The sequence below is a fragment of the Streptomyces sp. NPDC001530 genome, assembly GCF_042894545.1.
Taxonomy (GTDB): Bacteria; Actinomycetota; Actinomycetes; order Streptomycetales; family Streptomycetaceae; genus Streptomyces.
In genome coordinates this window covers 1-24,172 of the sequence record NZ_JBIAVS010000029.1, presented here as the reverse complement: position 1 = coordinate 24,172, position 24,172 = coordinate 1, and the positions used below count along the sequence as shown (strand labels likewise).

Below are 24,172 nucleotides of genomic sequence, written 5' to 3'. Positions count from 1 at the left end.
TTCAGAGAAGGTCGGTGTACAGCTTCGTCGTCAACTGGTTGCCGCAGCCGCCCAGCAGGAGCCCGCACCAGAACGTGTCGGGCTCGTGCCGACGGCGGAAGACGTCCAGCTCGATCGCCTCCATGGGAAGCATCAGCGGCTCTTCCGACTCCACGTTGCCCAGCACCGCCGTCTGCCTGACGGCGATGACCAACTGGGCCCTGTGGGCGCTTCAGTGGTACGGGCCACAAGCGGGCAAGTGAACCAGGGCCGAGCACCGGCTGTTCGGAGGAAGCGCGAACCGCAAGCCATTCGCCGACCGACCACCTTCCGCGCCCTGACAGAAGCTGTGCCCCCGTGTCATGCGACCGTTCGCACGGCATTGCCGACGACCTCCGCCAACTCGTCGGCGGACTCGGGGGTCAGGCGGTAGAACCCCTGGAGACTGGCCGAGCGTTCGAGACGGCCGTCCACCACGTATTTCAGGCCGCGGGTCTGGCCTCGGCGGTTACGCCAGGTAAGCCTCGCCAGAAGATCGCCGGGGATCGGTGTATCGAAGCGTACGGGCGTCGCGTCCACGTGCACTGCCGCAGCGCCGCAGCCGCCGGCGCCGAGCATCGACCAGTCGCCGTGCCCGGGAAACGCCGGGTCCTGCCACGTCGCGGGGGCGGTGCCGCAGCAGTCACCCCGCTCCATGTCGATCACTCGCATCCGGCTCACCACGGACACGACGCGCCGGTTGACGTGCAGCGCGTACACCTCGTCCCCAACACGGGCACCCGACCAGGCGGGCAGGGAGGAATGGACGCCGCTGAAGGCGACCGGCGGCCGCTCGCCCACGCGGCCCGTCTTGCGCAGGGCACGGCAGGTGTCATGGGTCCACAAGACGGTGAAGGCATCAGACATGCCGTGATCCTAGGAACGAGCACTGACAACCAGCCCAGCCGTCGGAGCGGTCGACGATCTCCGAAACGAACAGCGTCTCCGCCGGCAGCAGCTGGACCAGCCTGCCGAGCAGGCCCCCCGCTCAGCCGCCCGCCGAAATCGTTGGCGCGCTGATGATCAGAGCTGATTCCGCTGCCCCGCGTTGCCCGTTCAGGCGAGTCCAAGTCTGCTGAGTGCCGTGGTCCAGTCGGTGACGATGGCCTGCTGTGCGGCGGCGAGGGTGACCTTGCCGGAGCAGACCGCGGTGTGCAGCTTCGTCTCCACTGGGTCCTTCTTGTTGTTGACCCCGGTCCCCGACTTGTGGCCGGGATCCGGCGGCTCGACCCACAGGTTCCGCGGGTCGTTGGGGTCGCCGCCGAGCTGCAGACTGACCAGGTGGTCGTACTCGGCATCCCCCGGGGGCCTGGTGTAGCCGTAGGTGACGGCGTTCAACTCCTTCTCCTTGCCGGTGACCGAGGTGGGCGGCCGGATCTCGGAGGTGTAGCCGCCCTTGCGGCAGATCGTGGTCTTCAGGTTCGCCTGGGTGACGGCCGGGGAGATCGCGCCGGGCGTGCACTTCGGATCCTCCAGCGGCTCCCCCTTTTCGTACCGGTAGTGGCAGCTGCCCGCATCCGGCTGCTGCTGCACCGTGTACGTCTCCTGCGGCCCGGCCCCCACGGCGATCGCCCGCCCGGACGTTCCGCCCGCAGTGCCGGTTCCTGACGGGCCCGCCGCCGGCGCCCCGCTCGGAGATACGGCCGAGCCACCGATCGAGGCAGAGGAGCACCCTGCCACACACAGTGCGGTCAGCAGTACGGACGACGCGGCGCGGGCAGCGGAACGCATGACGACCCTCACTCACGAGCAGGCAATGGCTGAGCAGATGCTGACCCACCCGATCGTCACCACACCGCGCGGACGGAGCACACACCCCATAGGACGAGGAGCGGCCGTGGCCTATCCGCTCGGGATTAGCCTGCTCGCCCACCATCAGTCGCAACGGGCGCTCTCGATGATGACCGGCTGGGATCCGAAGGCCCCTGCTGGCGGGCGGGAACCTGGTCCGGCGGGGCCGTGGCTGGATGATCCCGGGCCGGCCGATCCCACCGGAGGGGTGGTGGAGGTAGACCGCACCGTCAACGCGGTCGGATACCTCGGCCTGGGCGGAGACAAGGTCCTGATCGGCTGGCCGTTCGCCGGACAACGGGTCACCTTCCGGCTGGACGGTCGAGTGCTGCAGGTCCTCGACGAACAGAGGGTTCTGCTTGTCCTCTCCGCTGTCGGCGGCTGCCTGTGGCCGCCTGCGTGATGCCCCTCCGGCCGGACCGCCGCCGCAGCTGCCTCCGCCCGCCGAGCAGATCGCCGAGCGGACCGTCAGCAGCGTTGGCAGCTTCATGGTCGCCGGACAACGCATCCAGCTCGGCCGTGGCTATGCCCACCAGGTCGTCACCGCCCACCTGGCTGAGGACGTCATCCGCGTCTTCGACGGCCAGGAGCTCACCGTCCCTCGCGTCACCAGGAAGGAGGTGGTGGTCCGCAAGTCGGCGAACACAACCGCCGGAAGATCGCGTGCCCGCCGCGTCAGGAAGGCTCGGACGACTCCGCGGACGGCCAGTCGGCCAGCCGGGCGCGGGCTTCCTGCGCAATGACGGGCCACGGGTCATCAACCAAACGCGCAACTGTCGACCGCGGCGAGCGTGGATGGCCTGCAACGAGCCTCCGCACGGCGTCATGCGGATCGTCGACCAGCCGTTCCAGCAGCTCAGGCGGGCAGTTGCGCTTGCTGGCCACCCGGTCTCGGACTCGCCAGTCGGAATCCTTAATCAGCTCGGCCAGAATCTCCGACGGCACCGTTCTGTTATGCGCGGCCCAGAAACGCATGTCGGGATGGTTACGCACCAGGTCCCACCAGACTGCCAGTGGCAAGGTTGCCCACGCAGAACGGTTGTACTCGGCCGGTTCCTCACTCTCCCGCAGCCGGATGAACTCCTCCACGGAGGTGATCTCAGGGAAACGGTCCACCATGGCAGACAGTAAGCCACGATGTCTAGGTCAGACGTCAAGCATCACCTGACGCCGAACCGTCAAGCCTCACCCGAGACGCGACAGGGTAGTGGCGATTGATGATTGGCGCCCTACCGGGAGGGCTCGGCGACGTCGGCCACGGTCACGTCGGCGAGGCGGCCGGCCGGCCCGAAGTCGCCGAGTTCGATCGCGAGTAGCGCGGGCACGAAGGTGGGCAGCTCGATGGAGCCGCGCCGGACCTCGAAGCCGCAAGTAGACGTTGCCGGGGGAGAACCGAGCGGAGTGCTTGCAGCCCGCCTGAAGGCAGCGTCCCTCGGCGGCGAGCGCGAGTTGCTTGAAGGCGGCCGTACGGGCGCAGGAGCGGCAGGTCGGTCTCCGTCGCGTGCAGCAGCGGGAGCCCGTCGTACGCGATGTACGGACCACGCGGCGCCAGCGCCTCTGAGCAGCACGTGCTGTTGGCAGCTCGCGCCTTCCTCCGCGAGCAAAACCACATCCCGCGCACCGACGCGGGCCAGATCGTCCCCAGGCCACTCCCCCTGTGATGTGCGCGCGATATCCCCAATTCCTTGCCGCAACCTCAGAGGAACACCCGGGCTGGAGCCCGGTGGAGGTAGGAGGAGCCCACGCTGGACTGAGTCGCAGAATCGAAGGACTCCACGAGGATCTGCAGCCATAGATCCGATCGGGCAGGATGGCGGGATGCCTGTTGATGGACCATGGGAGCAACTGCGATCTCGACTGCGGATCGGCGAGTGCTTGACCGGGACCGTCGTACGCGTTCCCAAGCTCGGTGCCATCGGCATCTTTGTTGATCTGGGGCTCCCTGTAGGCGGCTTCGTCGATGTCCTCCTCCTCCCGCGCGACCCAGCCCGATGGCCGGAAGAGGGCACCGTGACTGACTTCGAGATCTGGTGGATGGACGAGCGCCCACAGATTCGGCTCAAGCCGGTCAAGTCGGCATACCTGCTTGAGGACTTCGACTCTTGGGTCGCCCAGCAGAACAGCGTCGCAGCCAAGCAATGGCTGCAAAGGGCTGGCGAGAGGCGCCGGGACGTGTAATTACCCGAGCGCATTCTCTCCGGACCGGGCCCCACGGCGATCGCCCGCCCGGACGTTCCGCCCGCAGTGCCGGTTCCTGACTGGCCCGCCGCCAGCGTTCCGCTCGGGGACGCCGGCAAGCCCCCCGAGCGAGACGGATGAACACGCCGCCACGAAGAGCGTGGCAAGCACTACGGACGATGCGACGCGGACAGCGGAGCGCATGATGACCCGTCACGAGCAGGCAGGAGCTGAGCAGATGCTGCCCCACCCGATCGTCACCACACCGCGCGGGGTCCCGCGCGAAGGAGCACACACGCCGTAGGACGGGGAGGGCCCGTGGCCTATCCGCCCCGGGGTAGGGCTACTTGTCCACGAGGTAGGCCTTCTCCCCCACCATCAGCGGCGCGTCGGACGGCCCCTTGATGTAAGGGCCGCGCCAGATCACCCGGTGCTCCTGACAGCTTCCGGAACGCTTCCCGAGGTGGAGCACCTGGCTTGCAATCTGCGAGTCGGGCATCGCTGCCGCAGTGACTCGCCCGGGCGGAGCCACCCGCGAGTACTCCTTAAACGCCTTACTCCGTTGCGCTGTCGGCTGCACCCCGTCGCCGGACGCCACCCTCTGCGGGGCCAATTGCCTGCGCAAGCCGCGGATCTCCTGTGAGGTCGCGCCCGTTCCGGCCAGCACGCACATCGATGGCTGATCCCTGTGCAGATCCTTTGACTCCTCCGTGGGGTCCATGATCCGATTCGCCGGGCTGGGTGCGGCAAGTGTCCACATCCAGCTGCATGTTGTGCGCACATGACCAGTGAGCGACTCTGTCGGGAATCTTGAGGTTCGGGGTCATTTACCCTGCCTCCACCACAGGGGCCGGGGCAGTCCTCGTTTGTCGAGGTACTGCTGGAACGCCGTGGGCGGGCGCGCGGGCCGCCATGCTATCGCCGGGCACTGAGACGGCCATGGCCCACCACGCGCCGGAGGTGCTGGACGAGCACTTCCTGGTCGACGGGCGCGGCAGGTTCCGGCCGCGCACCGAGCGCGATGGCCGGCCGCCGTCGCGGGTGCGGATCGAGGCCGCCCGCGCCAGTCGACCATTTCCATAAACTATGAATATAAAATTGCTATGCTTCGAGCATGAGTCGTCAAGACACCGCTCCTGGCGCGTCCGCCGCCATCGGGGCAGCCCTCTACGGCCTGGCCACCAGGGCCGCGAGACGCCTGCCCCGGGACATGAGCCTGACGTCCGCCGCCACCCTGGCCACCCTGGACCGGACCGGCCCGCGGCGCATCACCGATCTGGCCGCGGTCGAGGGCGTCACCCAGCCCGCGATGACCGCCCTGGTCCGGGTGCTGGAGGAGTCCGGCCTGGTCGAGCGGCGGGGCGACGCGTCCGACAAGCGGGTCACGCTGGTGTGCCTGACCGAGGCCGGCGCCTCCTATGTCCGGACGCGGCGCCAGGCGGGCGTCCACGCGTTCGAGCGGTTGATCGGCGAGCTCACCGGCGACGAGGTCGAGGCGCTGGTGGCGGCCCTTCCGGCGCTGAAGCATCTGGCAGAACTCGAAAGCCAGGACCGCGAAGGGCTGAAGCAGTGACCGGGCAGCCGGTCGGCGGGGTCGCGGTGAAGGCGTTCCCGGTGGCGCGTTCCGAGGCGCGGCTGCTGGTCCCCGCCCTGATGTTCATCGCTCTGGTCGTGGCGGCGGTCGCCAGCCTCGGGACGCCGCTCATCACCAGCGTGGCGACCTCGTTCCACGTCTCGCTCGGCAGCGCGCAGTGGACGCTGACCGTCGCGCTGCTCAGCGGCGCCGTCGCCACGCCGGTCCTGGGCCGGCTCGGAGCCGGCCCGCACCGGCGGGCCACGATCCTCGCCACGCTGGCGCTCGTCGTCGCCGGCAGCGCGCTCACCGTGCTGCCGCTGCCGTTCGCGTGGCTGCTGGCCGGCAGGGCGGCCCAGGGCGTCGGGCTCGGGCTGACGGCGCTGATGATGGGCGTGGCCCGGGACCACCTCCCCGAGGAGCGCAGCGCGGCCGTGATCGCCCTGATCTCGGTGGTCTCGATCATCGGGGCCGGCGTCGGCTACCCGCTGGCCGCACTGCTCGCCGAGCTCGGCGGGGTACGGGCCGCCTACGGCCTCGGCCTGGTCGTCACCGCCGCCGCCCTCCTGACCGCGTGGCGCTCCATGCCCGAAGCCCCCGAAGGCCGCTCCGCCCACGTGGACGTGGCAGGCGCGGTCGTCCTGGCCGCTGCGCTGCTCCTGGTGCTGTTCCTCGCCGGCGAACGGAATCTGTGGAGCCGGCACCTCGCCGTGGCGGCGGGCCTCGCCGTCGTCGCGGTGGTGCTGCTCTGCGTCTGGGCCGTCATCGAGCTGCGCAGCACGACGCCCCTGGTCGATGTGCGGGCGGTGCGGCACCCGGCGGTCGCCGGGGCGAACCTCGCCATGTTCGTCGGCGGGATCGGCATGTACCTCCTGCTCACGCTCATCACCCGGTACGCGCAGACGCCGCACGGCGCCGGCTACGGCTTCGGGCTGACGACCTTCGTCGCCGGGCTGGTCCTCATCCCGTTCTCGGTGCTGGGGTTCGTCGCCGGCAAGCTCACGCCGCGGGTCCGGACGCGGATCGCCGACCCCCTGCTCCTGGCCGGCAGCGCCGTCGTGGTCGGCGGCGGGTTCGCCCTGTTCGCGGCGGCCCGGTCGGACCTGGCCGAACTGTTCGCGACGATGGGCGTGCTCGGCTTCGGCGTCGGCGGCTTCTCGGCCGCGATGCCCGGCGTCATCCTGGCCGTCACCCCCAAGAGCGAGACGTCGAGCGCCATGAGCTTCAACTACGTCGTCCGCAGCGTCGGGTACTCCCTGGGCAGCGCCATCGGCGGCCTGATCCTCGCCGCGGGCACCGGCCCCGGCCACCTCTTCCCCGACGACAGCGCCTACACCACCGCGGCGCTGGTCGGCATCGGCGCCATGGCGATCACGACGCTGACAAGCCTCGCTCTCGCCCGCCGACGCTCGTCCGAGACCAACCCGTAAGTCAGATGCACTCATCCCAACACTGGAGGTTCCATGCCCAAGGGCTACTGGGTCAGCGTCTACCGCACCATTTCAGACCCTGAGAAGCTGGCTGCTTACAACAAGCTGGCCGCTCCGGCCGTCAAGGCCGGGGGCGGTCGGACCTTCGTCCGTGGCGGTCGGGTCGTGGCGCATGACGCCGGAATCGCCGAGCGCACCGTCCTGATCGAGTTCGACAGCTTCGAGCAGGCCGTCGCGGCGCACGAGAGTGCGGCCTACCAGGAGGCGCTGGTCGCCCTCTCCGACGGCGTCGAGCGCGACTTCCGCATCGTCGAAGGCATCGACTGACCGAGGTCCAGTCGGATCTTCACTGAAGCTCAGTGCGCGCCGACACGTCAGGCAGGGGAAAAGACGTGCGACTCAGACGAGTCCTCATGGCGATATCCGCGCTTGCCCTCACCGCGAGCGGAAGCAGCGCGGCCGTAGCCTCGGCCGACATCGCGGCTAACTCCGCACGTGCGGCAGCCGTTTCGCCGACACCGGAATCCAGCTCAATCGACAGACCGCAGGTTGTACAGCCGCGTAAGCACGCCAAGAGCACCGTGCCGTGCGACCAGATCCGAAAGCGAGCAGCGGCCCAGGGGAAAGCGACGGCTCTGTGCGTGGAGTCCGTCGCGGCCTCCGAAGCCCCCAAGCGGGTGGCACGGGCCGTCGCTGCAGCAGCTGCTGTCCGAGGGCAAGTCCCTGGCCGCGATCGGCCGCCAGCTGCGGCTGGACCACGCGACCATACGGCGCTTCGCCCGCGCACAGAGCCTCGACGAACTGCTGGTCAAAGCCACCAACCGGGCATCGATCCTGGACGAACACAAGCCCTACCTGCACAGGCGCTGGCGCGAGGGCTGCCACGACATCCCGCAGCTGCACCGCGAACTGCGCGCACGCGGCTTCACCGGAGACATCCAGTGCGTCCGCCGCTACTTCCGCCCCTTCAAAAAGCCGCACAGCCCCAAGCCGAAGAACCCGCCCGCACCCGCTCCCGAGCTGCGGCCCGCCCCGAAACCCCGGCGCGTCGCCCGCTGGATCATGACCAACCCCGGACACCTCGCCGAGACCGACGCGGCCGAGCTCAAAGAGATCCGGACCGCCTGCCCACACCTCGACGCCACCGCACGCCACGTCCGCGACTTCGCCGACATGATGCGCGATCTGAGAGGCGAGGAACTGCCCGCATGGATGGACCGCGTCCTCGCAGACGACCTGCCCGCTCTCCACTCCCTGGTCAACGGCATGAAGCGAGACCTGGACGCCGTCACCGCCGGCCTGTCCACGCACTGGAGCTCCGGCCAGGTCGAAGGCCACGTGACCAGAGCCATTCCTCAAGCGCATGGGCTACGGGCGGGCCAACCTTGATCTGCTCCGCAGACGCATCCTCCTCAGCACGTGATCGCTGAGCCTCGCCATATGCTGCAGGCCATCTGCGGGTTGATAGGGGGATCGGACACGGTGAGTGAATCGTTCTTGCTGATCTGCGACGACCTGCCGCACACAGTAGTCCTGACTGACGCTGGCCCCCGGGCCATCGAGATCGTGAAACTACTTCACAGGCAAACCGGGTTGAGCTTGTGGCACTGCAAGTCCCTCATCAGCAAACTTCCGACGAGCATCCTCGAAAAGGTGCCGGAAGAAGTCGCCACCGCCATGGTGGCCGAACTCCGCGCAGTCGGTGCCAGCGCTCATGCCGAAGCGAGCCAGTAGGGCCCCGGCGCCCTGATGGCCACAAGATCCCCGCCAGAGCCCGTAATTCCCCACCTCCCTGGGGCGTCGGGGATATCAGGCCATGTCCCCGCTCGGCCTTCCGTGCTGCTGCGGTCCTAGGTCGGAGGTCGGTGAGGGTGGGGCCCGGGCCGGTGGGTTGATAGCTGCCGAGCCTGCTGATTGGCTGGCCGGCATGACTGATCTTGGACCCGTCGCCTGGCCACCTGCCCCGATCAAGACCGAGAGGCTCGTGCTCCGTGAGCCCGAGGCTCGGGACCGTGCGGCGGTCATCGAGCTGCTGGCCTCGCCAGAAGTGGGCACCTACCTTGGTGGCCCTCGACCGCGTGACGAGCTCGAGCGCGCGATGCCGGGGCGCCCAGCCGGCGCCCCGGCCTTTTTATAGTCGATCTCGACGGAGCAATGATCGGCCAGATCACGCTCACCAGAGACACGGGGCACATTCGTCAGGCTGCCGGGGGCGGCCGAGCTCGGTTACCTGTTCCTGCCGGAGGCGTGGGGATGCGGGTATGCCGCCGAGGCGTGCGCGGCTGCACTCGGCTGGTTCGCCGGCGCGCTTCCTGGCGAGCCGGTGGTGCTCGCCACCCAGACCGCCAACGTCCGCTCGATGCGCCTCGCGGCGAAGCTGGGGTTCATCGAGGTAGAGCGGTTTGAGGACTACGGCGCCGAGCAGTGGTTCGGCAGATTGATGTCACCGGCTGGGGTGGGATAGCCGCTCCCGCCCCAGGCTCGTTCCGTCCGGTGCTCGGCTTACGAGTGGACCTGGGGTGGGAGAGCGGCAGCCCCGGCTGGGACATCTGTGTGCGTCAGTTTGGGCAGAGCACACTCGACACGGCGATGTTGATCTTCCTGGCCTCTTCGTCTGTGACCTTGTGGTCGCTGGTGGAGAAGCGGGCCTTGGCGGTCATGTCGGCGTTGCCGCCCCCCTTGATGGTTGAGCACTGGTTGCGCGCGTTGTCGACGGCCTTGTCCTCGTCGGTGACGAGGGTGGGGTCGATGGCGCTGAGGGCTCTGATGAGTTGGGCTCGCTTGGCGGCGTCGGGCTTGGCCGGGATGCCGGCTGCCTTCTCTGCGTCGCTGTAGTCCACGGACTTCGATGCCTTCGGCGTGCTGGCCTTGGTGGGCGCGGCCTTGTCGGCACTGCCGTCTTCGCCGGTGCAGCCGACGAGCGTGACTGCGAGCGCGGCGGTTACGGCCGCGATGGTGATGCGGGTGCGCATGATCCCCCCCTGGGATGTTGTTGCTGAGGGGACATCATCCACCAGTCAGACACGACGAAGCGCCAGCCGGGGGGACCGTAACTGGGGCTTCGTCGTGCGTCTTTGGTGCCGGTTGAGGGCACAGGTGACCGGGATCGTGACACGCGCCTGACCTGTGGTCAAGCGGCCGTGGCCTGCCCGCGTTTGGTGGCGAGGGTGGCGGTGTCCTGGACGGCGTACCAGGGCTGCGGGGGCTGCCGCCGGATCGGGTGAGCTGGCCGCGCTGGACGAGCTTGCGGACGCCGTCGAGGCTGATGGCGAGCTGCTGCGCGGCCTGGTGGGCGGTGAGGTGGCCGGGCCGGATGTTGAGCGACTCCATGGCCCCATGATGCCGTTACAGTAGCGGCGCCCGTCCTCCGTGTGGTCGAGGCCTCCGTGGTGCAGGCAACCTTCGCGGTGCAAGCTCGGCGGCTGGACGTCCCCGTCGTTGCAGACGAGCGTCTGTTCGTCGGGGCGCGGAGGCTCTTCTGAGGTGGCTGTGTAGACGATGGCGACGACCAGTAGCAGGCCGCTACCGCAGACGGCGCACCCGCACCACGATCCCGGACCCGAACGCGGCCACCCGCCCGGACCTGGTTCTGCGGGACTTCCAGCCCGATCAGGCAGGCCTGGACGCGCGCTGGTGCGGCGACATCACTTACATCCCAACCGACGAGGGCTGGCTGTATCTGGCCACCGTCATCGACATTTCCTCCCGCCGCGTCATCGGCTGGGCCACCTCCGACCACTTGCGCACCGAGCTGGTCGCTGACGCGCTGCGGGCCGCCTGCCGAGTCTGTCGGGGACCAAGCGCTCAACCATCAACACGACTCAAGTCGTACAGCGCGCCGAGCAGGTACCCGGCGAAGGTCCCGATCAGGACAATGGCCCAGCCGTACCAGCCCGGAAAGCGCCCAGGACGAGGGCGAGTTTCACGTCGCCGAACCCAAAGCCCTAGCTGATGAGGACGCGACTACGTCGTCGAACACCTCGGAGACCGGGCCGCCGTCCTGATCGTCGATGACACCGGCTTTCTGAAGAAGGGCATGATCTACACCCACCACGAGTCCTTGACCTGCGAGCCGCGGAGACCGGCCTACGCGGCCAGACCCGCCACCGCGGCGGATGTACTACCACCAGGCCACACGCGTGCCCTCCGGTGTGGAGTAAGGCCCTATCACGCCATCCGCTTCGGCTTCCTCGCCCAGCGGACGGAGTCGGGTCTATTGACGGCGGCCGGTGGCCAGTTCGAGAATGACACGTCATTCCGCTTTCCGCTGACGTGAGGGGAACTCCGTGCCCGGAGGTGTGGTCGACAAGCGGGACGCTATCCTGCGCGCCGCCGGAAAGGTATTCGCCGAACGCGGCTACCACGCGACCGGTATCTCCGACATCGCGCGGGAGCTCGGCGCCGGACACGGCACGTTCTACCGTTACTTCAAGAACAAGGAGGACATCGCGCGGAGCGTGGTGTCGCGAGCGCTCGGCCGGATAACGGACGCGCTGTCCGACGAAGACCCCGGCTCCTCGGAGACCCTGTCGCAGTACCGGGAGCAGGTCAGGCGGATCGGCCACAAGTTGTTCGAGCTCGTCGTTGCGGAACCGGAGTTGGGCCGCATTCTGTTCTACGACGCGATAGCCATCGACCGCGCCGAGCCCGACCTCGCGGGCCAGGCCATGGAGGCGGCAGCCGCGTACACCGCCGCGTTCATCCGCAACGGCCAGGACCGTGGCTTTCTGCGTCGCGATCTGGACGCCCATGTGGTCGGGCTCGCGGTGAACGGGATGATCGTGACCGGAGCCGTACGCCTGCTGCACGTGCAGGACCCCGCCGGCATGCGTCAGCCGTGGATCCACACGGTGGAAACCCTCATGTTCGACGGCCTCGGCTCCTCCTGAGCCGCAGGCCCGCAAGGACCGTTCATTTCTTCTGCCTTCGAAGCGGAATGACGTGTCATTCCGGATGGGAGAGCACGATGGTCCAGGTCGACGTCTTCTGGTCGTACGGCATCGGGGCAAGCTTCGCGACCGCCGCCGCGTATCGGCTCGTCAGCAGTCCCGGTTCGCCCCGCCGCCGCGTCCTTCGGTGGTCGGACCCGTACCTGATGGGCACCGTCCTGTACTGCTCGGTGCTGTTCGCACCCAGCGGCGTATGGCTGCTCTGGGGCTTCCCGGACTGGGAGACGATGCAGGTGGCCCGTGGGCACGAAGCGCTGCCCGCCTGGCTGGTCGCCCTGTTCGCCGCAACCAACGTGAGCCAGGGCCTGCTCGGATACTGGGTCGCTGCGCGGCTGATCGCGGCCGGCCGCGTGTACGCAGCCTTCCTCCAGGCCGGAGTGGGCTACCTCGGGATGTTCTTCATCCTGGTCCACGGCTGGGACGGGCGCGGGTACCAGCGGTTCTTCTCGGCCGACCGGAAGAACTTCGCGGCCTGGCCGGAACACCCGGGCTTCGGGCAGGTCCTGTCCCGCGTCGGCGACTGGCTGTCTTCGCCGGTCGCGCTGACGCTGTACGGGATGGGAGCTGTCCTCGTACCCGTGATGCTGGCAGCGATGGTCTCCTGGCTCGGGTCGGGCGAGCGTGAGCCGGGCAGCAGTGCGGCACCCGGGCACGTCCGCATCGTGCTCGCGGTGCTGGGTGCCGTCTTCGGAGTGGCGCTCGGCAGCGCCGTCGCCTCAAGTGTTCTGATCCATCTGCTGGACTGGTGGCTCGGCGTACCCGCCGCGGCGGCCCTCATCGCCGTGGCCGTCGTCCGGCGTGGGACGGGTGCGGCCCACCGCGCCTTCGGGCTGCTGGCCCTGCCCGACGCGCACAGCGGCCGCCCGCGGCACGTGCCGTCGGCCGGCTGACGGCGTTGGAAGGATCCCCAGTGTCACGACATGCCGGAAATTCGGCCATGCCCACGCGTCCACCACCGCGATCTCCACCTGCAGTCTCATCCAACTTCCGCACCCGCTCCCTGCGTCGCGTCCTGGACGCCACCATCGAGGCCGCTCTGCGGCCGGGAAGGACCTCCTGATGCCACGCCAGATCAGCTACCGGTGGCGCCTGCGCGAGCTGATGGCCGCCCGCGGCATGTTCACCGTCGCCCAGCTGATGCCGCACCTGACCGAACGCGGCATCACGCTGTCCTCCTCCCAGGTCCACCGCCTGGTCTCCGGCACCCCGGAACGGCTGTCCCTGCCGGTGCCGGCCACCCTCTGCGACATCCTCGACTGCACGCCCACCGACCTGATCGCCACTTCGGCCCAGAACCTCCCGGCCCGTCGGGCCGTCGGCGAGGAGGCGCCGGCCAACCTGGCCGCCCGCCGCCCCCCCGTTATCTTCTTCGCGGTCCTGCAAGAGGGCCGCTGGCCTCCGGGCCCGGCATGACTGTTCCCCCCTGTCGAAGGCATGACCTGGGGGGGTGGTGTCACCGGGCCCGAGGGGTGCCGTTGGAGACGCTGATGAGAGGTCCGACTACCGCCTGGCCAGGTGCAATGCCCGGCCGCTTGTGGGCGGCAGGTCTGCATAACGTGGATGCGCGCGTACGGCGCCATCGCCCCGGCCAGCACCGCACGAGCCCTGTTCAGGAGGACGGGTTGTACGACATCGACGACGTGGGCGTCTTCCTCGGCCTGGACGTCGGCAAGAGCGCCCATCACGGACACGGGCTGACTCCGGCCGGCAAGAAGGTCTTCGACAAGCAGCTGCCCAACAGCGAGCCCAAGCTGCGGGCCGTGTTCGACAAGCTCACGGCGAAGTTCGGCACCGTGCTGGTGATCGTGGACCAGCCTGCCTCCATCGGAGCCCTCCCGCTCACGGTCGCCCGGGACGCGGGCTGCAAGGTCGCCTACCTGCCAGGTCTTGCCATGCGGCGGATCGCCGACCTGTATCCGGGCGAGGCGAAGACCGACGCGAAGGACGCCGCGGTGATCGCGGACGCCGCCCGCACGATGCCGCACACCCTGCGCTCTTTGGAGCTGACCGACGAGATCACCGCCGAGCTGACCGTTCTGGTGGGCTTCGACCAGGACCTGGCGGCCGAGGCCACCCGCACTTCCAACCGGATACGCGGCCTGCTCACCCAGTTCCACCCCTCGCTGGAGCGTGTGCTCGGGCCGCGTCTGGACCACCAGGCCGTGACCTGGCTGCTGGAACGCTACGGTTCCCCGGCCGCGCTGCGAAAGGCCGGTCGTCGCAGGCTGGTTGAGGTGATCCGGCCCAAGGCCCCACGCATGGCACAGCGGCTGATCGACGAGGTCTTCGACGCGCTCGATGAACAGACCGTCGTGGTCCCGGGCACCGGCACGCTCGACATCGTGATCCCGTCCCTGGCCCGCTCGCTCGCCGCCGTTCACGAACAGCGCCGGGCTCTGGAGGCCCAGATCGCAGCCCTGCTGGAGGAGCACCCTCTTTCGAAGGTCCTGACCTCGATTCCGGGGGTCGCGGTCAGGACCGCCGCCACCTTGCTGGTCACCGTCGGCGACGGCTCCAGCTTCCCCACCGCCGCTCACCTGGCCTCCTACGCCGGCCTCGCCCCGACAACAAGGTCGTCGGGAACCTCGATCCACGGCGAACACGCGCCCAGAGGCGGCAACCGGCAACTCAAGCGGGCGATGTTCCTGTCCGCGTTCGCCGCCCTGCACGACCCCGCCTCCCGCACCTACTACGACCGATGCCGGGCCCGCGGGAAGACCCACACACAGGCTCTTCTCCGTCCGGCCCGCCACCGCATCAGCGTGCTGTTCGCGATGCTCCGCGACGGCACCTTCTACGAACCCAGAACCCCACGCCTCGCTTGACGAAAGACATAGAGGCACCCCCCCCCACGGATCCGGCTAACGCCCAAGGCGTGAGCGATGACGTCCGAGGAATACGAGCGGTGGCACGTCCGGAACTGCGCTCGTGTGCGATGAGCGTGCACCACTTGCACGCGACTCCTGAACACGCGGGCCCTCCAGTCCTGGGGCCGCACTCAACTGCCGGTCGCTTGCATCCATCCTCACCTCACCCAGCTCGGCAGTCGCCACAACCAGGCCTTCCCGGTCCCGCACTACCCAAAATCCTCATCGAGGCCCTGGACCACGCCGAGACGGCGATGCACACCGCCGAGGTCGCCGCCTACCTCAACCGGCCCCTGCTCGCCCCGCCCGCCACCGAGGACATCCGCGCCGACGCAGCGCCCGCCTGCTCGCCGAGCAGCGCGCCGTCCCGGCCCGGCTCCCGCCCGAGCGCTTCACCCTGCTCCGACATCCCCACCCGCTCTCCCGTGCCCGGCCGTTCGGCCCGGCACAGGCCAGGGCCAGAAGGAGGGCGCGCACCGCGCCGGTGCCGTCCGGGGACGGCTCTTGCCTCACGGTGGCGGTGGCGGTGAAGCGGCCGCCGTCCGAGGGGAACGCCAGCCGGAGCACCCCGTCGTGGCCTCCCTCGTAGCGGGCGGGAGTGAACCCCTCCAGGAAGCGCAGGCTCGCCGCGAGGGAGAACGGGCCGCGGGGAGTGAGGACGACGGCCTTCACGGTCAGCCTCCGTGCACGGTGAGCCGGTAGCCCTCGGGGCCGGTGAAGGAGAACATCGGCCCGAACGGGCTGTCCTGCAGCGGGGTGACGTCTTCCGTGCCTGCCTCCACGAGCTGCTCGCGCAGCGCGCTGGCGTCCGTGGTGCGCAGCCACAGCGCCACGCCCAGACCGGGGCGCGCGGCGCCGTCCAGGTCGACGCCCGGCAGCGGCTCGCGGACGGCGAACGGGATGGGGCTGGTGGTGAACACGACCGCGCCGGGCGGCGAGGCGGGGGCCCGGCGCAGCCCAAGGTGCTCCTCGAAGAAGGCGGCTGCGGCAGGCAGGTCCTTCACCTGCAGAGCGATGAAATCGGGGCCTTCGACGGTGGCGGGCATGGTTCCTCCAGGGCTGGGATGCCAGGGCATCTATGTCAGGACTTTGACATACCCGACTCTAGGTACCGGTTCTTGCGCATGTCAAAATGCTGACATGGAAGACCGCGCTCCCGTGCCCTCGCCCCACCCAGCCAAGGACGTCACCGAGCACGTGGGATACCGCCTCAAACGCGCCTCAGCCGCCCTGCGCAGCGCCATGGACCAGGCCCTGCGCGAGCACGACCTCACCGTCCCGCAGTACTCCTGCCTCGAACTCCTCGACGTCAAGCCCGGCCTGTCCAACGCCGACCTGGCCCGCGGCACCTTCGTCACCCGGCAGTCGGCCAACGTCGTCCTGCGCGGCCTCAAAGACGCCGGCCTCATCACCCGGCCGGCCACCACCGACCACGGCCGCGCCCTGCCCGTCCACCTCACCCCCGCCGGACAGCAGCGCCTGCACGCAGCCCGCAGCGCCGTCTACGCCATCGAAGAACGCATGATCAAATCCATCCCCGCACGGCGCCTGACGGCTCTCCTCGCCGACCTTGCCACCATGACCGAGGCCCTCGACGAGTGACCGCCTGGTCCTTCGGTGAGAACCCAGCAGCGTGACGTGCCGGCAGCGACGGAGCTTCCCGAGCCGGGGGTTGCGGCCCGCGTTGAAGACGAGGGTTGGCTGTGCTCCGCCGAATCCGACGTCGGGCGGGCCGATTTCGATGCTGCCGTCACCTTCTCGAGCCAGCTCGACGTAGCCGAGGACATCGCACCAGAATGCGGCCAGTCAGCCAGGGCCTTCCGCGTCGATGACGAGTTCGCTGATTCGGCATGCCATGCCGCGAGCATAGGTGCGCCAGCCCGGCCTCGTCCCCATCCGATCGCGGCGGTGCGGTCGTGAACCTCGGCATCATCGGCCAGGCGGCGGGCCTGTTCGCCGTCACCAACATCGACGACATCCTCGTCCTGGCCCTGTTCTTCGCCCAGGGCGCCGGCCACAAGGGCGCCACCCGCCGCATCGCCATCGGTCAGTAACTCGGCTTCGCCGCCATCCTGGCCGTGGCGGTGGCCCGGCTTGCGGCGCCACGTTCCTGCCCGAAAACGCCATCCCCTGCCCACACATGCGCGGGACGGAGGCTGCGGCTGGGCCAAGAGGCGATGTCCCTGCAGTGGTGAAGTGCCGGGCGGACACTGAAGTGTTGGCAGAGCGTCAGTTTCAGACCGACACTCCCCAGAGAGAACTGGGAACTGACAGCCCCGGCTGCCGCTGCGTGCTCTCACACGCGAGCTGGCGGCCATCGTGGACGACGACCCTCATTCTCCGTCACCGCCCTGACGGACAACTGTGAGCCGACCGCCGACTGCTGCGGCGCTTCGTCAAGGGCCAGACTCATGATGCGCGCAGCACCTGCAGCGTGACATCAGCTATCCCGCCCCCACAGAGCTCAGGGGCAGGCCCGAGCCTCCGTCACACCCGGAGCGGTTCACACCACCGGCCGTGGCCGTGCGTGAGATTGCTTTGAGATCCGCTGATCACTCTCACCGTATCCGGTCTCGAGGACCATCGTGACCTCAGAAAACCATGCCGCGCCGTGCCTGCCGAGTGGCCGCCCACTCCCTTGATCCGTCCGCCGTGACCTACGACACTCCCGAAATCGGAACCCGAATGCGGGCAGTGGCGAACAGCAGGTGACGATGCCCGCGACTTCAAGGGGAGTTCATGAACCGAAGAGGCGACCAGTGACGGTCTCACCGAGTGTGGGAATCCGCCACGCGACCGGCCCGGAAAGCGCCGGTGACTCCGACGCCTCGGTCATCGAACGGTCCTGGGCGGAGCCTGACGCCTTCGCCGGGCTGTTCGAACGGTACGCCGACGACATCCACCGGTACGTGGCCAGACGGCTCGGCGCCGACGTGGCCGACGATCTCATGGCGGAGACCTTCGTCATCGCCTTCCAGCGCCGCCGCTGCTACGACCTGTCCCAGCCGCACGCGCGGCCGTGGTTGTACGGGATCGCCACCAACCTGGTCGGCCGGCACCGGCGGACCGAGGCCCGCCGTCTGCGCGCGCTGTCCCGCGTCACCTCGCTGGTAGCCGACGAGGGCGACGACGGCGAGCCCCTGGCGGACCGGATCGCCGACAAGGTCAGTGCCGAAAGCTCCCGCGCCGCACTCGCCGGGGCGCTGGGCCGGCTTCCCGCCCGTCACCGCGACGTATTCCTGGTGATCACCTGTGGCGATCTCGACTACAAGGAGGCGGCGCAGGCCCTGGGCATACCCGTGGGCACGGTGCGCTCACGCCTGCACAGGGCCCGCAGCAAGCTGCGCCAGGCGCTGAGCGCGTCACATCCCGCTGTCCTGCACGACGCACACAAGGAGACCGATCATGGATGACCTCACCGCCGTATGGGACGCCGGCACTCCCCCGCTCACCGACGAGGCGCGCGCCGCCGCCCGTACCAGGCTGCAGCGGGCCATCGTCCAGGAGCGCCGCCGGACGGTGGCGGGCGGTATGCCCCGCCGGCTCGCGCTGCGCGGTGCGCTCGCGGGCACGGCCGCCGCGATGACGGCGGGCGCCGTCATCGCGACCATGCGGGAGGGCAAGGACACCGACGCGCCGCGGATCACCCCTCTCAGCGCGGCTCAGGTGCTCCACAAGGCCGCGGACAGGTCGCGGGCCGACGGCAGCCGACTCCCCGTACCGCGCGACAACCAGTACTTCTACACCAAGACCTACATCGAGCGGACATATGTCAAGGGCGGCAGGACCCGCACCTGGACGGACGAGAGCTGGATGTCGGTGGACGGCACCAAGCCCTCCTGGCGCCAGGAGCACGGAAAGGTCCACCACGACCCTCCCCTGACCAAGCACGAGGTGCGGTGGCCGCCCACCGTCTACTCCAAGCTCGCCACCATGCCGACGGACCCGGACAAGCTCCTCGACGCGTTCCGGCTCGGCGGGAAGAGCTCGCCTCAGGCGGACTCCATGGCGTTCTGGGAGGCGTGTCTGTTCATGCAGGGACCACGGGTGATGCCACCGGGGCTGCAGGCCGCCGCGTTCGAGGCGCTCGCGAAGATCCCCGGGGTCAGGCCGGACTACGACGAGGTGGACGTGCTGGGCCGGCACGCGGTGGGAGTGTCGTACCCCAAGGTCGATTTCACCTTCCTCTTCGACCGCCGCACCTTCGACTACCTGGGCATGCGTCTCAGGGGCAGCAGCAGCGAATACGTGCACGGCCACCTGCGGCGGTTCGGCTGGTACCGCGAGACGAGAAGCCTGCGACAGGTCGGTGTGGTCGACCGCATCGGCCAGCACCCCTAGCGGGCATGACCACACACAAGGCCGACCACAGACGGTATGCACCATCCGGCCGGGCAGGCTGGGCCCTACTGCCCGGTCACGTCGCACCGAGCCGACGGGACCGGCGAGAGCCGGTAGGCGTCCCCGCGGGTGATCACGAGGTCGGCTGTGGGCGGCGGGAAGGGGGTGCCCAGCAAGCGGGTTCCCGTGTCGGCGAGGGAGCCGAGCAGACGACGGCGGGAAGCCTCGGACTGCACGGTGTCGGCGCACGAGCCGATGGTGGGTGGGGCGAGCTGGGCTCCTGTCCCGGGGCCTGCGCGGCCGGTCACGGGGAGAGCGCACCCGACGTCGACACGGTGATGGCGTCCGAGTTGTTCGACCGGATCGATGCGCTGGTCACGTCCCGCCTCCCGGCTGCCGCCGCCAGCGGAGCGCAAGCGGCTGCGTCACGCGCACGGCCTGACGCTGGATGAGGTGGCCGCCGCCCTGAACGTGCGGCGGGCAACCGTCAGCGGCTGGGAGTCCGGCAAGACCGAGCCGCGGCCACCGGAATGGTTTTGTACGTGGGAGCTGACACCACTTGTCGCTCAGAGCGGGGAACGCACGGTTTCGCCAGAGGGCGATGTCTGTGAGTTCTGGCAACACCGGGGGCTTCGGTGGGAGCCTGGGGCTGCTCTGCGGGCTTGAGGGTGCAATGGCGCACGCGTCGTAGAAGGCGTCGATGTCGCGGGCGGCGCCGACGAGAAGCTTGGCCATCTGGCGCTTGCCGAGCACCGGGCCGCACCGGCGCCAGATCGCCTCCCGTGCCGCGTCGTAAGAGACGCGGGTCGCTTCGCGCACCGCCTCGCGGGGCCAGTCCGTGCGAGTGCCGGCCCCGCGGCAGCGACAGGACCGCATCGGCAGGGTGCACGTTGACCGCGTCCAGCCGCCGCCAGGCGCACCGGCTGACCGTCACCGTGCCGAACACCGTGGCCAGCAGGCGCTGGTGGCCCGTCTCCAGGCGTGGCCGGCGAAGACCGTCGGGGCCGATCACGTGCGGCCGGCGCACCGAGACGGCCTGGTGTTCACGCAGCGCACGCAGGTCGAGATGATCCTGCAGAAGCTGTCGCACCAGGTCACGCCCCCGCACTTCGAGGAGGCCCTCCAGCTGGTCATGGGTGAGATCGTCCCGAACCCACCACCAGCCCACTCACACAAAAGCCCAGCTCAGCCAGTCACTCGAAACGAGCCGGACCCATAGGAGATACACCCTGCCGGGTTTACGGCAGATAGGCCAGCGTGTACACGCCGGCTCCGCCGACGGTACAGAGCATGGTGCCGCCGGGATGCCAGGTGATCCCGAGCACAGGGCCTGCAACCCGGAGAGCACAGTGGCATTGACCATCAGCAATCTGCCATAGCCGCACGGTTCCGTCGTTGCTGGCGGTGGCCAGCAACGCACCATCTGGGGAGAACGCGCACTTCTCCACCCAGCTGGTGTGGCCGGTCAGTACCGCCTGCTCGGTGCCATGGGTAACCCGCCACAGCCGCACCGTCCGATCGTCGCTGGTGGTGGCGAGCAGAGCGCCATCCGGAGAAAACGCGCAACCGTTGACCTGGTCGGTGTGGCCGGTCAGCGCCGCCTGTTCGGTGCCATCGGTAACCCGCCACAGCCGCACCGTCCGGTCGCTGCTGGCAGTGGCGAGCAGAGCGCCATCCGGAGAGAACGGGCAACTGGTTATCCGGCCACTGTGGCCGGTCAGTACCGCCTGGTCGGTACCGTCGGCAATCCGCCACAGCCGCACCGTCCGATCGCTGCCAGCGGTAGCGAGCAGAACGCCATCCGGAGAAAACGCGCAGCCGATCACCACGTCGGTGTGGCCGGTCAGTACCGCCTGCTCGGTACCGTCGGCAATCCGCCACAGCCGCACCGTCCCGTCCTGGCTGGTCGTGGCCAACAGGGCACCGTCCGGGGAGAACGCGCAGCCGTTGACCCGGCTGCTGTGGCCGGTCAGTGTCTGCTGCTGGCTGCCGTCGGCAACCTGCTGCAGTCGCGCCGTCCCGTCGTCGCCGGTGGTGGCGAGCAGGGCGCCGTCGGGAGAGAATGCGCAGCCGTTCATCCGGTTGGTGCGGCCGGCCAGCACCGCCCGCATGGTGCCGTCGGTGACCTGCCACAGCCGGGCGGTCTGGTCGTTGCCTGCGGTGGCCAGCAGGGCCCCGTCGGGAGAGAACGCGCAGCCCCACACCCAGGTAACGTGGCCGGTGAGTACCGCATGTTCGGCACCAGTGGCGACCTGCCACAGCCGCACCGTCCTCTGGCTGGTTGCCGCCAGCAGCGTGCCGTCCGGGGAGAACGCGCAGTCCCACACCCGGTCGGTGTGGCCGGGTAGCGTCGCATATTCGCTGCTGTCGGCGACACGCCACAACCGCACCCTTCCGTCGTCGCTGGCGGTTGCCAGCAGGGCCCCGTCCGGGGAGAGGGCACAGCACCAGGCCCCGCCGGTGTGCCCGGCCAGCACCGCCTGCTCGGCGCCGTCGGCCACCCGCCACAGCCGCGCCGTCCCGTCCTGGCTGGTCGTGGCCAGCAGGCCACCGTCCGGGGAGAACGCGCAGCCGCGCACCCCGCCGGTGTGCCCGGCCAGCACCGCCTGCTCGGCGCCGTCGGCCACCCGCCACAGCCGCGCCGTCCCGTCCTGGCTGGTCGTGGCCAACAGGGCACCGTCCGGGGAGAACGCGCAGCTGTGCACCCAGTCGGTATGCCCGGCCAGCACCGTATGCGTGGTGCCGTTGGCAACGCACCACAGCCGCGCCGTCTTGTCGTCGCTGGTGGTGGCCAGCAGGCTGCCGTCCGGGGAGAACGCGCAGGACCACACGCCACCGGCATGGCCGGTCAGCACGGCTCGTTCACGGCCGTCGGCAACGCACCACAGCCGCGCCGTGTCGTCGTCGCTGGTGGTGGCCAGCAGGCTGCCGTCGGGAGAGAATGCGCAGCCAGTCACCCCGCCGATATGCCCGGTCGGATGGGGCTGGGCCGGGTCGATCTGGTCGGGCAGGGGCCAAGCGGGCTCCAGCCGGGGCCGGGCCAGGGTGGCCTGGTAGCGCTGCAGGACCGTGGCCAGCCCGGGCAAGCCGTGGAGCCGGCTGGCCAGCGTCGCGCCCAGCGCTTCAGGCGGGTCGATCGGGCCGAGCAGAGGTGCGGCCTGCTCCAGTACCCCCCGCAGCCTCTCGGCGGTGGATGTGGCCACAAGCGCCAGGTCGGCCACGGCCCCCACCACCGAGCCGAGCTGGCGGGTCTTGGCCTCCACCCACCGCAAGTCCCCCACCACGGTGGCCAGCTCCTCATCCTCGCCAGCGGCGGCCAGGTGCCACGGCAGATAGCGCCACAGGTAAGCGACGTCGGTCCGCAGGGTCCACCACGGCCGCGGCCTGGCGTCCTCTGTATGGGGAGCCAGTAGTGCGGAGGCAGCGGTGGTCAGCCGCCGGTGCACCGCGGCTCGCTCGTCGGCGCCGTGACGGGTGCGCAGGTACGCGCGGAGCACATCGTGCACCACCAGGCGCGGCCCGGGTGCATCGAGCCGGTAGTCGGCGACCAGCCCCAGAGCGGTCAGGTCGTCGCACAGTCGCTCCACTCGGGTGCCCGGCCACAGCAGGCCGAGCACGTCCAGGGGGATGTCGACGTCTTCGGGGAAGATCGCCAAATCCAGGTAGTGGCACCGGTCTTGCGGGGTGAGCAGCGCCAGACTGGCCTCGACGGTGGCGGCCACCGCTCGGCTGCGCTCGGCCGGGCGCGCCGGATCGAACGCACCCGGCCCGTCGGCCATCAGCGTCTCCCGCACCTGCTCGGCCGCCTCCTGGGCTAGTTGGCCACGCTCCACCTGTCGGCGCAGGACACCATTGAGCAGGTTCAGCAGCACCGGCCACCGGCCCGCTACCCGGGCCAACTGCTCTGCGGTCTCGACCGCCAGCCCCGGCACTCCGTCGGCAACCAGCCGCCGTGCCTGCTCCGTTGACATGGCGTCCACCACGATGTGCTGCCCGTCGACCGGCAACAGGTCGGGGATGCGGGTGGTGACCAGGCGGGTGCAGCGGCGCCCGCCGAAGCGGAACGGTCGCAGCTGCGCCTCCTGCCACACGTCGTCGATCACCAGCAGCACCGGCTCCTGCTGCTCGTCGAGCAGGCGGCCCAGCTCCGCGCCGGCGGCATCCGGGTCGGCCAGGGACGGCCGCCGACCACTCAGCGCGCAGGCAAGGTCATTGGCCCGCTCCGCCAGATCCGCGCCGCGCACCTCCTGGCCGAGCGTCACCCACAAAAGCCCGCCCGGATAGCGCACCTGCAGCTCCGGCCGGTGACACATCCAGGACGCAAGCGTCGTCTTGCCGAACCCTCCCGCCCCGCGCAGCCCCGTGGTCATCGCCACCTCGGTCGGCTCGGGCGCCAGCAGCGCGGACGCCAACTGCCCCGTCAGCTCCGGCCGTTCCACCATCCGCTCCAGCGGCGGCGCCATCCACGGCCGCAGACGCGTAATGGGCTCGCCAGCCCGACCGTGCCCGCCGCGGTACGCCGACCCGCGGCCCGCACGCCAGACCTCGACCCCGACCCACACCACGACCAGCACCAACAGAGCGGTGCCCACCGACCAGGTCCACTGTGACGTAGCCACATTGGCCAACACGCCCGCGCCAAAGGCCAGCAGCGTAGACGCCCCCGCCGCCGTGCCCTGCCCGGACCACCTGCGCGCCACCCCGAACCAGCCTTCGCCACGGCGGCGCGGAAACCCCCAACGGCCGCACCCTGCCGTCATCAGAAAAGTACCGAGCGTCACCGAGCGGTGCATGCCGCTCCGCAGAAAATCACCGCATCCGCTCCATGCCACCGGCCAGTGGACGAAAGCGGGCGTCCGTTCGGAACACCGAAACCTCCTCCCGTACCGAGACGGGCTGCTTGGCTGTCGGTTGCTGGGACATACGGGCTTAGTACTCCAGCAGCGTTTCGCTATCTGGCCTGGTCAGAGGCGTCGTCCGGAGTGTAGTTGGCTGATGGCGTGTCAGGGGCGGTCTTGGCGGACC

25 protein-coding genes and 7 pseudogenes are annotated in these 24,172 nt (G+C 69.6%); 18 read left to right on the top strand and 14 right to left on the bottom strand.

Annotation, left to right across the window (positions count from 1 at the left end; all coding sequences use genetic code 11):
• Position 1: 1 nt before the first annotated feature.
• The 3 genes from ACFY0T_RS42545 to ACFY0T_RS42535 form a co-directional block, all read right to left on the bottom strand.
• Positions 2-193 (bottom strand): hypothetical protein, encoded by a 192-nt coding sequence (locus tag ACFY0T_RS42545; RefSeq protein ID WP_388883678.1) that lies wholly within the window; start codon positions 191-193, stop codon positions 2-4.
• A 146-nt stretch (positions 194-339) separates the two neighbouring features.
• Positions 340-885, bottom strand: a complete 546-nt coding sequence (locus ACFY0T_RS42540) for a hypothetical protein (protein ID WP_388883676.1) — start codon at positions 883-885, stop codon at positions 340-342.
• Positions 886-1,074: 189 nt separating this feature from the next.
• Positions 1,075-1,749, bottom strand: coding sequence for a hypothetical protein (locus ACFY0T_RS42535; RefSeq protein ID WP_388883674.1), 675 nt, complete (start codon positions 1,747-1,749; stop codon positions 1,075-1,077).
• A gap of 163 nt (positions 1,750-1,912) precedes the next feature.
• Between ACFY0T_RS42535 and ACFY0T_RS42530 the strand changes: the two are divergent.
• Positions 1,913-2,473, top strand: a pseudogene (locus ACFY0T_RS42530) (IS481 family transposase); the annotation flags it as partial.
• An 11-nt stretch (positions 2,474-2,484) separates the two neighbouring features.
• On the opposite strand, the gene ACFY0T_RS42525 reads toward ACFY0T_RS42530, so the two are convergent.
• The 3 genes and pseudogenes from ACFY0T_RS42525 to ACFY0T_RS42515 all read right to left on the bottom strand — a co-directional run.
• Complete coding sequence (locus tag ACFY0T_RS42525) at positions 2,485-2,928, bottom strand: hypothetical protein (protein WP_388883815.1); 444 nt, start codon at positions 2,926-2,928, stop codon at positions 2,485-2,487.
• Between the two features lie 110 nt (positions 2,929-3,038).
• Positions 3,039-3,134, bottom strand: coding sequence for a hypothetical protein (locus ACFY0T_RS42520; RefSeq protein WP_388883672.1), 96 nt, complete (start codon positions 3,132-3,134; stop codon positions 3,039-3,041).
• A gap of 115 nt (positions 3,135-3,249) precedes the next feature.
• Positions 3,250-3,421, bottom strand: a pseudogene (locus ACFY0T_RS42515) (DUF6420 family protein); the annotation flags it as partial.
• Between the two features lie 263 nt (positions 3,422-3,684).
• Between ACFY0T_RS42515 and ACFY0T_RS42510 the strand changes: the two are divergent.
• Entirely contained in the window at positions 3,685-3,987 is a 303-nt protein-coding gene (locus ACFY0T_RS42510; RefSeq protein WP_388883670.1) for a hypothetical protein, read from the top strand.
• 343 nt (positions 3,988-4,330) lie between these two features.
• Here the strand turns inward: ACFY0T_RS42510 and ACFY0T_RS42505 are convergent, their stop codons facing one another.
• Complete coding sequence (locus tag ACFY0T_RS42505) at positions 4,331-4,708, bottom strand: hypothetical protein (protein ID WP_388883668.1); 378 nt, start codon at positions 4,706-4,708, stop codon at positions 4,331-4,333.
• Positions 4,709-5,197: 489 nt separating this feature from the next.
• On the opposite strand from ACFY0T_RS42505, the gene ACFY0T_RS42500 reads away from it, so the two are divergent.
• The 6 genes and pseudogenes from ACFY0T_RS42500 to ACFY0T_RS42475 all read left to right on the top strand — a co-directional run bounded on the left by ACFY0T_RS42500 (position 5,198) and on the right by ACFY0T_RS42475 (position 9,454).
• Positions 5,198-5,560 (top strand): MarR family winged helix-turn-helix transcriptional regulator, encoded by a 363-nt coding sequence (locus ACFY0T_RS42500; protein ID WP_388883813.1) that lies wholly within the window; start codon positions 5,198-5,200, stop codon positions 5,558-5,560.
• The gene (locus ACFY0T_RS42495) at positions 5,557-6,990 is read left to right on the top strand and encodes an MFS transporter (RefSeq protein WP_388883666.1); all 1,434 of its coding nucleotides are present in this window, start codon (positions 5,557-5,559) and stop codon (positions 6,988-6,990) included. Before ACFY0T_RS42500 ends, ACFY0T_RS42495 begins: the two co-directional genes overlap by 4 nt.
• Positions 6,991-7,023: 33 nt before the next feature.
• Positions 7,024-7,317: a DUF1330 domain-containing protein gene (locus tag ACFY0T_RS42490; RefSeq protein WP_060897481.1), complete on the top strand. Its 294-nt coding sequence runs from the start codon at positions 7,024-7,026 to the stop codon at positions 7,315-7,317.
• Between the two features lie 222 nt (positions 7,318-7,539).
• A complete protein-coding gene (locus tag ACFY0T_RS42485) occupies positions 7,540-8,379 on the top strand; it encodes a hypothetical protein (RefSeq protein ID WP_388883664.1) in 840 nt (279 codons plus the stop codon).
• Between the two features lie 51 nt (positions 8,380-8,430).
• Complete coding sequence (locus ACFY0T_RS42480; protein ID WP_388883662.1) at positions 8,431-8,724, top strand: ribosomal protein L7/L12; 294 nt, start codon at positions 8,431-8,433, stop codon at positions 8,722-8,724.
• Between the two features lie 193 nt (positions 8,725-8,917).
• Positions 8,918-9,454: pseudogene (locus ACFY0T_RS42475) on the top strand (GNAT family N-acetyltransferase).
• A 94-nt stretch (positions 9,455-9,548) separates the two neighbouring features.
• Here ACFY0T_RS42475 and ACFY0T_RS42470 read toward each other — a convergent pair.
• The gene (locus tag ACFY0T_RS42470) at positions 9,549-9,962 is read right to left on the bottom strand and encodes a hypothetical protein (protein ID WP_388883660.1); all 414 of its coding nucleotides are present in this window, start codon (positions 9,960-9,962) and stop codon (positions 9,549-9,551) included.
• A gap of 506 nt (positions 9,963-10,468) precedes the next feature.
• Here ACFY0T_RS42470 and ACFY0T_RS42465 point away from each other — a divergent pair.
• Positions 10,469-10,774: pseudogene (locus tag ACFY0T_RS42465) on the top strand (DDE-type integrase/transposase/recombinase); the annotation flags it as partial.
• Between the two features lie 44 nt (positions 10,775-10,818).
• Here ACFY0T_RS42465 and ACFY0T_RS42460 read toward each other — a convergent pair.
• Positions 10,819-10,934: pseudogene (locus ACFY0T_RS42460) on the bottom strand (prepilin peptidase); the annotation flags it as partial.
• A gap of 342 nt (positions 10,935-11,276) precedes the next feature.
• Between ACFY0T_RS42460 and ACFY0T_RS42455 the strand changes: the two are divergent.
• From ACFY0T_RS42455 to ACFY0T_RS42440, 4 genes are all read left to right on the top strand, one after another.
• Positions 11,277-11,879: a TetR/AcrR family transcriptional regulator gene (locus tag ACFY0T_RS42455; protein WP_388883658.1), complete on the top strand. Its 603-nt coding sequence runs from the start codon at positions 11,277-11,279 to the stop codon at positions 11,877-11,879.
• Between the two features lie 77 nt (positions 11,880-11,956).
• Positions 11,957-12,829, top strand: coding sequence for a hypothetical protein (locus ACFY0T_RS42450; RefSeq protein WP_388883656.1), 873 nt, complete (start codon positions 11,957-11,959; stop codon positions 12,827-12,829).
• 169 nt (positions 12,830-12,998) lie between these two features.
• The gene (locus ACFY0T_RS42445) at positions 12,999-13,352 is read left to right on the top strand and encodes a helix-turn-helix domain-containing protein (protein WP_388883654.1); all 354 of its coding nucleotides are present in this window, start codon (positions 12,999-13,001) and stop codon (positions 13,350-13,352) included.
• 209 nt (positions 13,353-13,561) lie between these two features.
• Positions 13,562-14,764 carry an IS110 family transposase gene (locus ACFY0T_RS42440; protein ID WP_388883652.1) on the top strand — a complete coding sequence of 401 codons (1,203 nt, stop codon included), beginning with the start codon at positions 13,562-13,564 and terminating at the stop codon, positions 14,762-14,764.
• 324 nt (positions 14,765-15,088) lie between these two features.
• Here ACFY0T_RS42440 and ACFY0T_RS42435 read toward each other — a convergent pair whose 3' ends face one another.
• Positions 15,089-15,478 (bottom strand): hypothetical protein, encoded by a 390-nt coding sequence (locus ACFY0T_RS42435; RefSeq protein ID WP_388883650.1) that lies wholly within the window; start codon positions 15,476-15,478, stop codon positions 15,089-15,091.
• 2 nt (positions 15,479-15,480) lie between these two features.
• Positions 15,481-15,852 carry a VOC family protein gene (locus ACFY0T_RS42430; RefSeq protein WP_388883648.1) on the bottom strand — a complete coding sequence of 124 codons (372 nt, stop codon included), beginning with the start codon at positions 15,850-15,852 and terminating at the stop codon, positions 15,481-15,483.
• 94 nt (positions 15,853-15,946) lie between these two features.
• On the opposite strand from ACFY0T_RS42430, the gene ACFY0T_RS42425 reads away from it, so the two are divergent.
• Positions 15,947-16,408 carry a MarR family winged helix-turn-helix transcriptional regulator gene (locus tag ACFY0T_RS42425; protein ID WP_388883646.1) on the top strand — a complete coding sequence of 154 codons (462 nt, stop codon included), beginning with the start codon at positions 15,947-15,949 and terminating at the stop codon, positions 16,406-16,408.
• A gap of 51 nt (positions 16,409-16,459) precedes the next feature.
• Here the strand turns inward: ACFY0T_RS42425 and ACFY0T_RS42420 are convergent.
• Positions 16,460-16,612: pseudogene (locus ACFY0T_RS42420) on the bottom strand (VOC family protein); the annotation flags it as partial.
• A gap of 110 nt (positions 16,613-16,722) precedes the next feature.
• Between ACFY0T_RS42420 and ACFY0T_RS42415 the strand changes: the two are divergent.
• From ACFY0T_RS42415 to ACFY0T_RS42405, 3 genes are all read left to right on the top strand, one after another.
• Positions 16,723-16,860: a hypothetical protein gene (locus tag ACFY0T_RS42415; protein ID WP_388883644.1), complete on the top strand. Its 138-nt coding sequence runs from the start codon at positions 16,723-16,725 to the stop codon at positions 16,858-16,860.
• A 705-nt stretch (positions 16,861-17,565) separates the two neighbouring features.
• The gene (locus tag ACFY0T_RS42410) at positions 17,566-18,219 is read left to right on the top strand and encodes an RNA polymerase sigma factor (protein ID WP_388883642.1); all 654 of its coding nucleotides are present in this window, start codon (positions 17,566-17,568) and stop codon (positions 18,217-18,219) included.
• Entirely contained in the window at positions 18,212-19,147 is a 936-nt protein-coding gene (locus ACFY0T_RS42405; protein ID WP_388883640.1) for a CU044_5270 family protein, read from the top strand. Before ACFY0T_RS42410 ends, ACFY0T_RS42405 begins: the two co-directional genes overlap by 8 nt.
• 65 nt (positions 19,148-19,212) lie before the next feature.
• On the opposite strand, the gene ACFY0T_RS42400 is transcribed toward ACFY0T_RS42405, so the two are convergent.
• The gene (locus ACFY0T_RS42400; RefSeq protein WP_388883638.1) at positions 19,213-19,455 is read right to left on the bottom strand and encodes a hypothetical protein; all 243 of its coding nucleotides are present in this window, start codon (positions 19,453-19,455) and stop codon (positions 19,213-19,215) included.
• Positions 19,456-19,485: 30 nt separating this feature from the next.
• Between ACFY0T_RS42400 and ACFY0T_RS42395 the strand changes: the two are divergent.
• Positions 19,486-19,678, top strand: a pseudogene (locus ACFY0T_RS42395) (helix-turn-helix domain-containing protein); the annotation flags it as partial.
• 707 nt (positions 19,679-20,385) lie between these two features.
• Here the strand turns inward: ACFY0T_RS42395 and ACFY0T_RS42390 are convergent.
• Positions 20,386-23,940 carry an NB-ARC domain-containing protein gene (locus ACFY0T_RS42390; protein ID WP_388883637.1) on the bottom strand — a complete coding sequence of 1,185 codons (3,555 nt, stop codon included), beginning with the start codon at positions 23,938-23,940 and terminating at the stop codon, positions 20,386-20,388.
• Positions 23,941-24,172: the final 232 nt, after the last annotated feature.

What these genes read in the sequence shown, in the direction of transcription:
- ACFY0T_RS42535 (WP_388883674.1), bottom strand. Translation starts at nt 1,749, where the DNA reads ATGCGTTCCGCTGCCCGCGCCGCGTCGTCCGTACTGCTGACCGCACTG.
- ACFY0T_RS42425 (WP_388883646.1), top strand. Translation starts at nt 15,947, where the DNA reads ATGGAAGACCGCGCTCCCGTGCCCTCGCCCCACCCAGCCAAGGACGTC.
- ACFY0T_RS42445 (WP_388883654.1), top strand. Translation starts at nt 12,999, where the DNA reads ATGCCACGCCAGATCAGCTACCGGTGGCGCCTGCGCGAGCTGATGGCC.
- ACFY0T_RS42525 (WP_388883815.1), bottom strand. Translation starts at nt 2,928, where the DNA reads ATGGTGGACCGTTTCCCTGAGATCACCTCCGTGGAGGAGTTCATCCGG.
- ACFY0T_RS42405 (WP_388883640.1), top strand. Translation starts at nt 18,212, where the DNA reads ATGGATGACCTCACCGCCGTATGGGACGCCGGCACTCCCCCGCTCACC.
- ACFY0T_RS42470 (WP_388883660.1), bottom strand. Translation starts at nt 9,962, where the DNA reads ATGCGCACCCGCATCACCATCGCGGCCGTAACCGCCGCGCTCGCAGTC.
- ACFY0T_RS42540 (WP_388883676.1), bottom strand. Translation starts at nt 885, where the DNA reads ATGTCTGATGCCTTCACCGTCTTGTGGACCCATGACACCTGCCGTGCC.
- ACFY0T_RS42430 (WP_388883648.1), bottom strand. Translation starts at nt 15,852, where the DNA reads ATGCCCGCCACCGTCGAAGGCCCCGATTTCATCGCTCTGCAGGTGAAG.
- ACFY0T_RS42505 (WP_388883668.1), bottom strand. Translation starts at nt 4,708, where the DNA reads ATGGACCCCACGGAGGAGTCAAAGGATCTGCACAGGGATCAGCCATCG.
- ACFY0T_RS42500 (WP_388883813.1), top strand. Translation starts at nt 5,198, where the DNA reads ATGAGCCTGACGTCCGCCGCCACCCTGGCCACCCTGGACCGGACCGGC.
- ACFY0T_RS42490 (WP_060897481.1), top strand. Translation starts at nt 7,024, where the DNA reads ATGCCCAAGGGCTACTGGGTCAGCGTCTACCGCACCATTTCAGACCCT.
- ACFY0T_RS42480 (WP_388883662.1), top strand. Translation starts at nt 8,431, where the DNA reads ATGCTGCAGGCCATCTGCGGGTTGATAGGGGGATCGGACACGGTGAGT.
- ACFY0T_RS42450 (WP_388883656.1), top strand. Translation starts at nt 11,957, where the DNA reads ATGGTCCAGGTCGACGTCTTCTGGTCGTACGGCATCGGGGCAAGCTTC.
- ACFY0T_RS42390 (WP_388883637.1), bottom strand. Translation starts at nt 23,940, where the DNA reads ATGCACCGCTCGGTGACGCTCGGTACTTTTCTGATGACGGCAGGGTGC.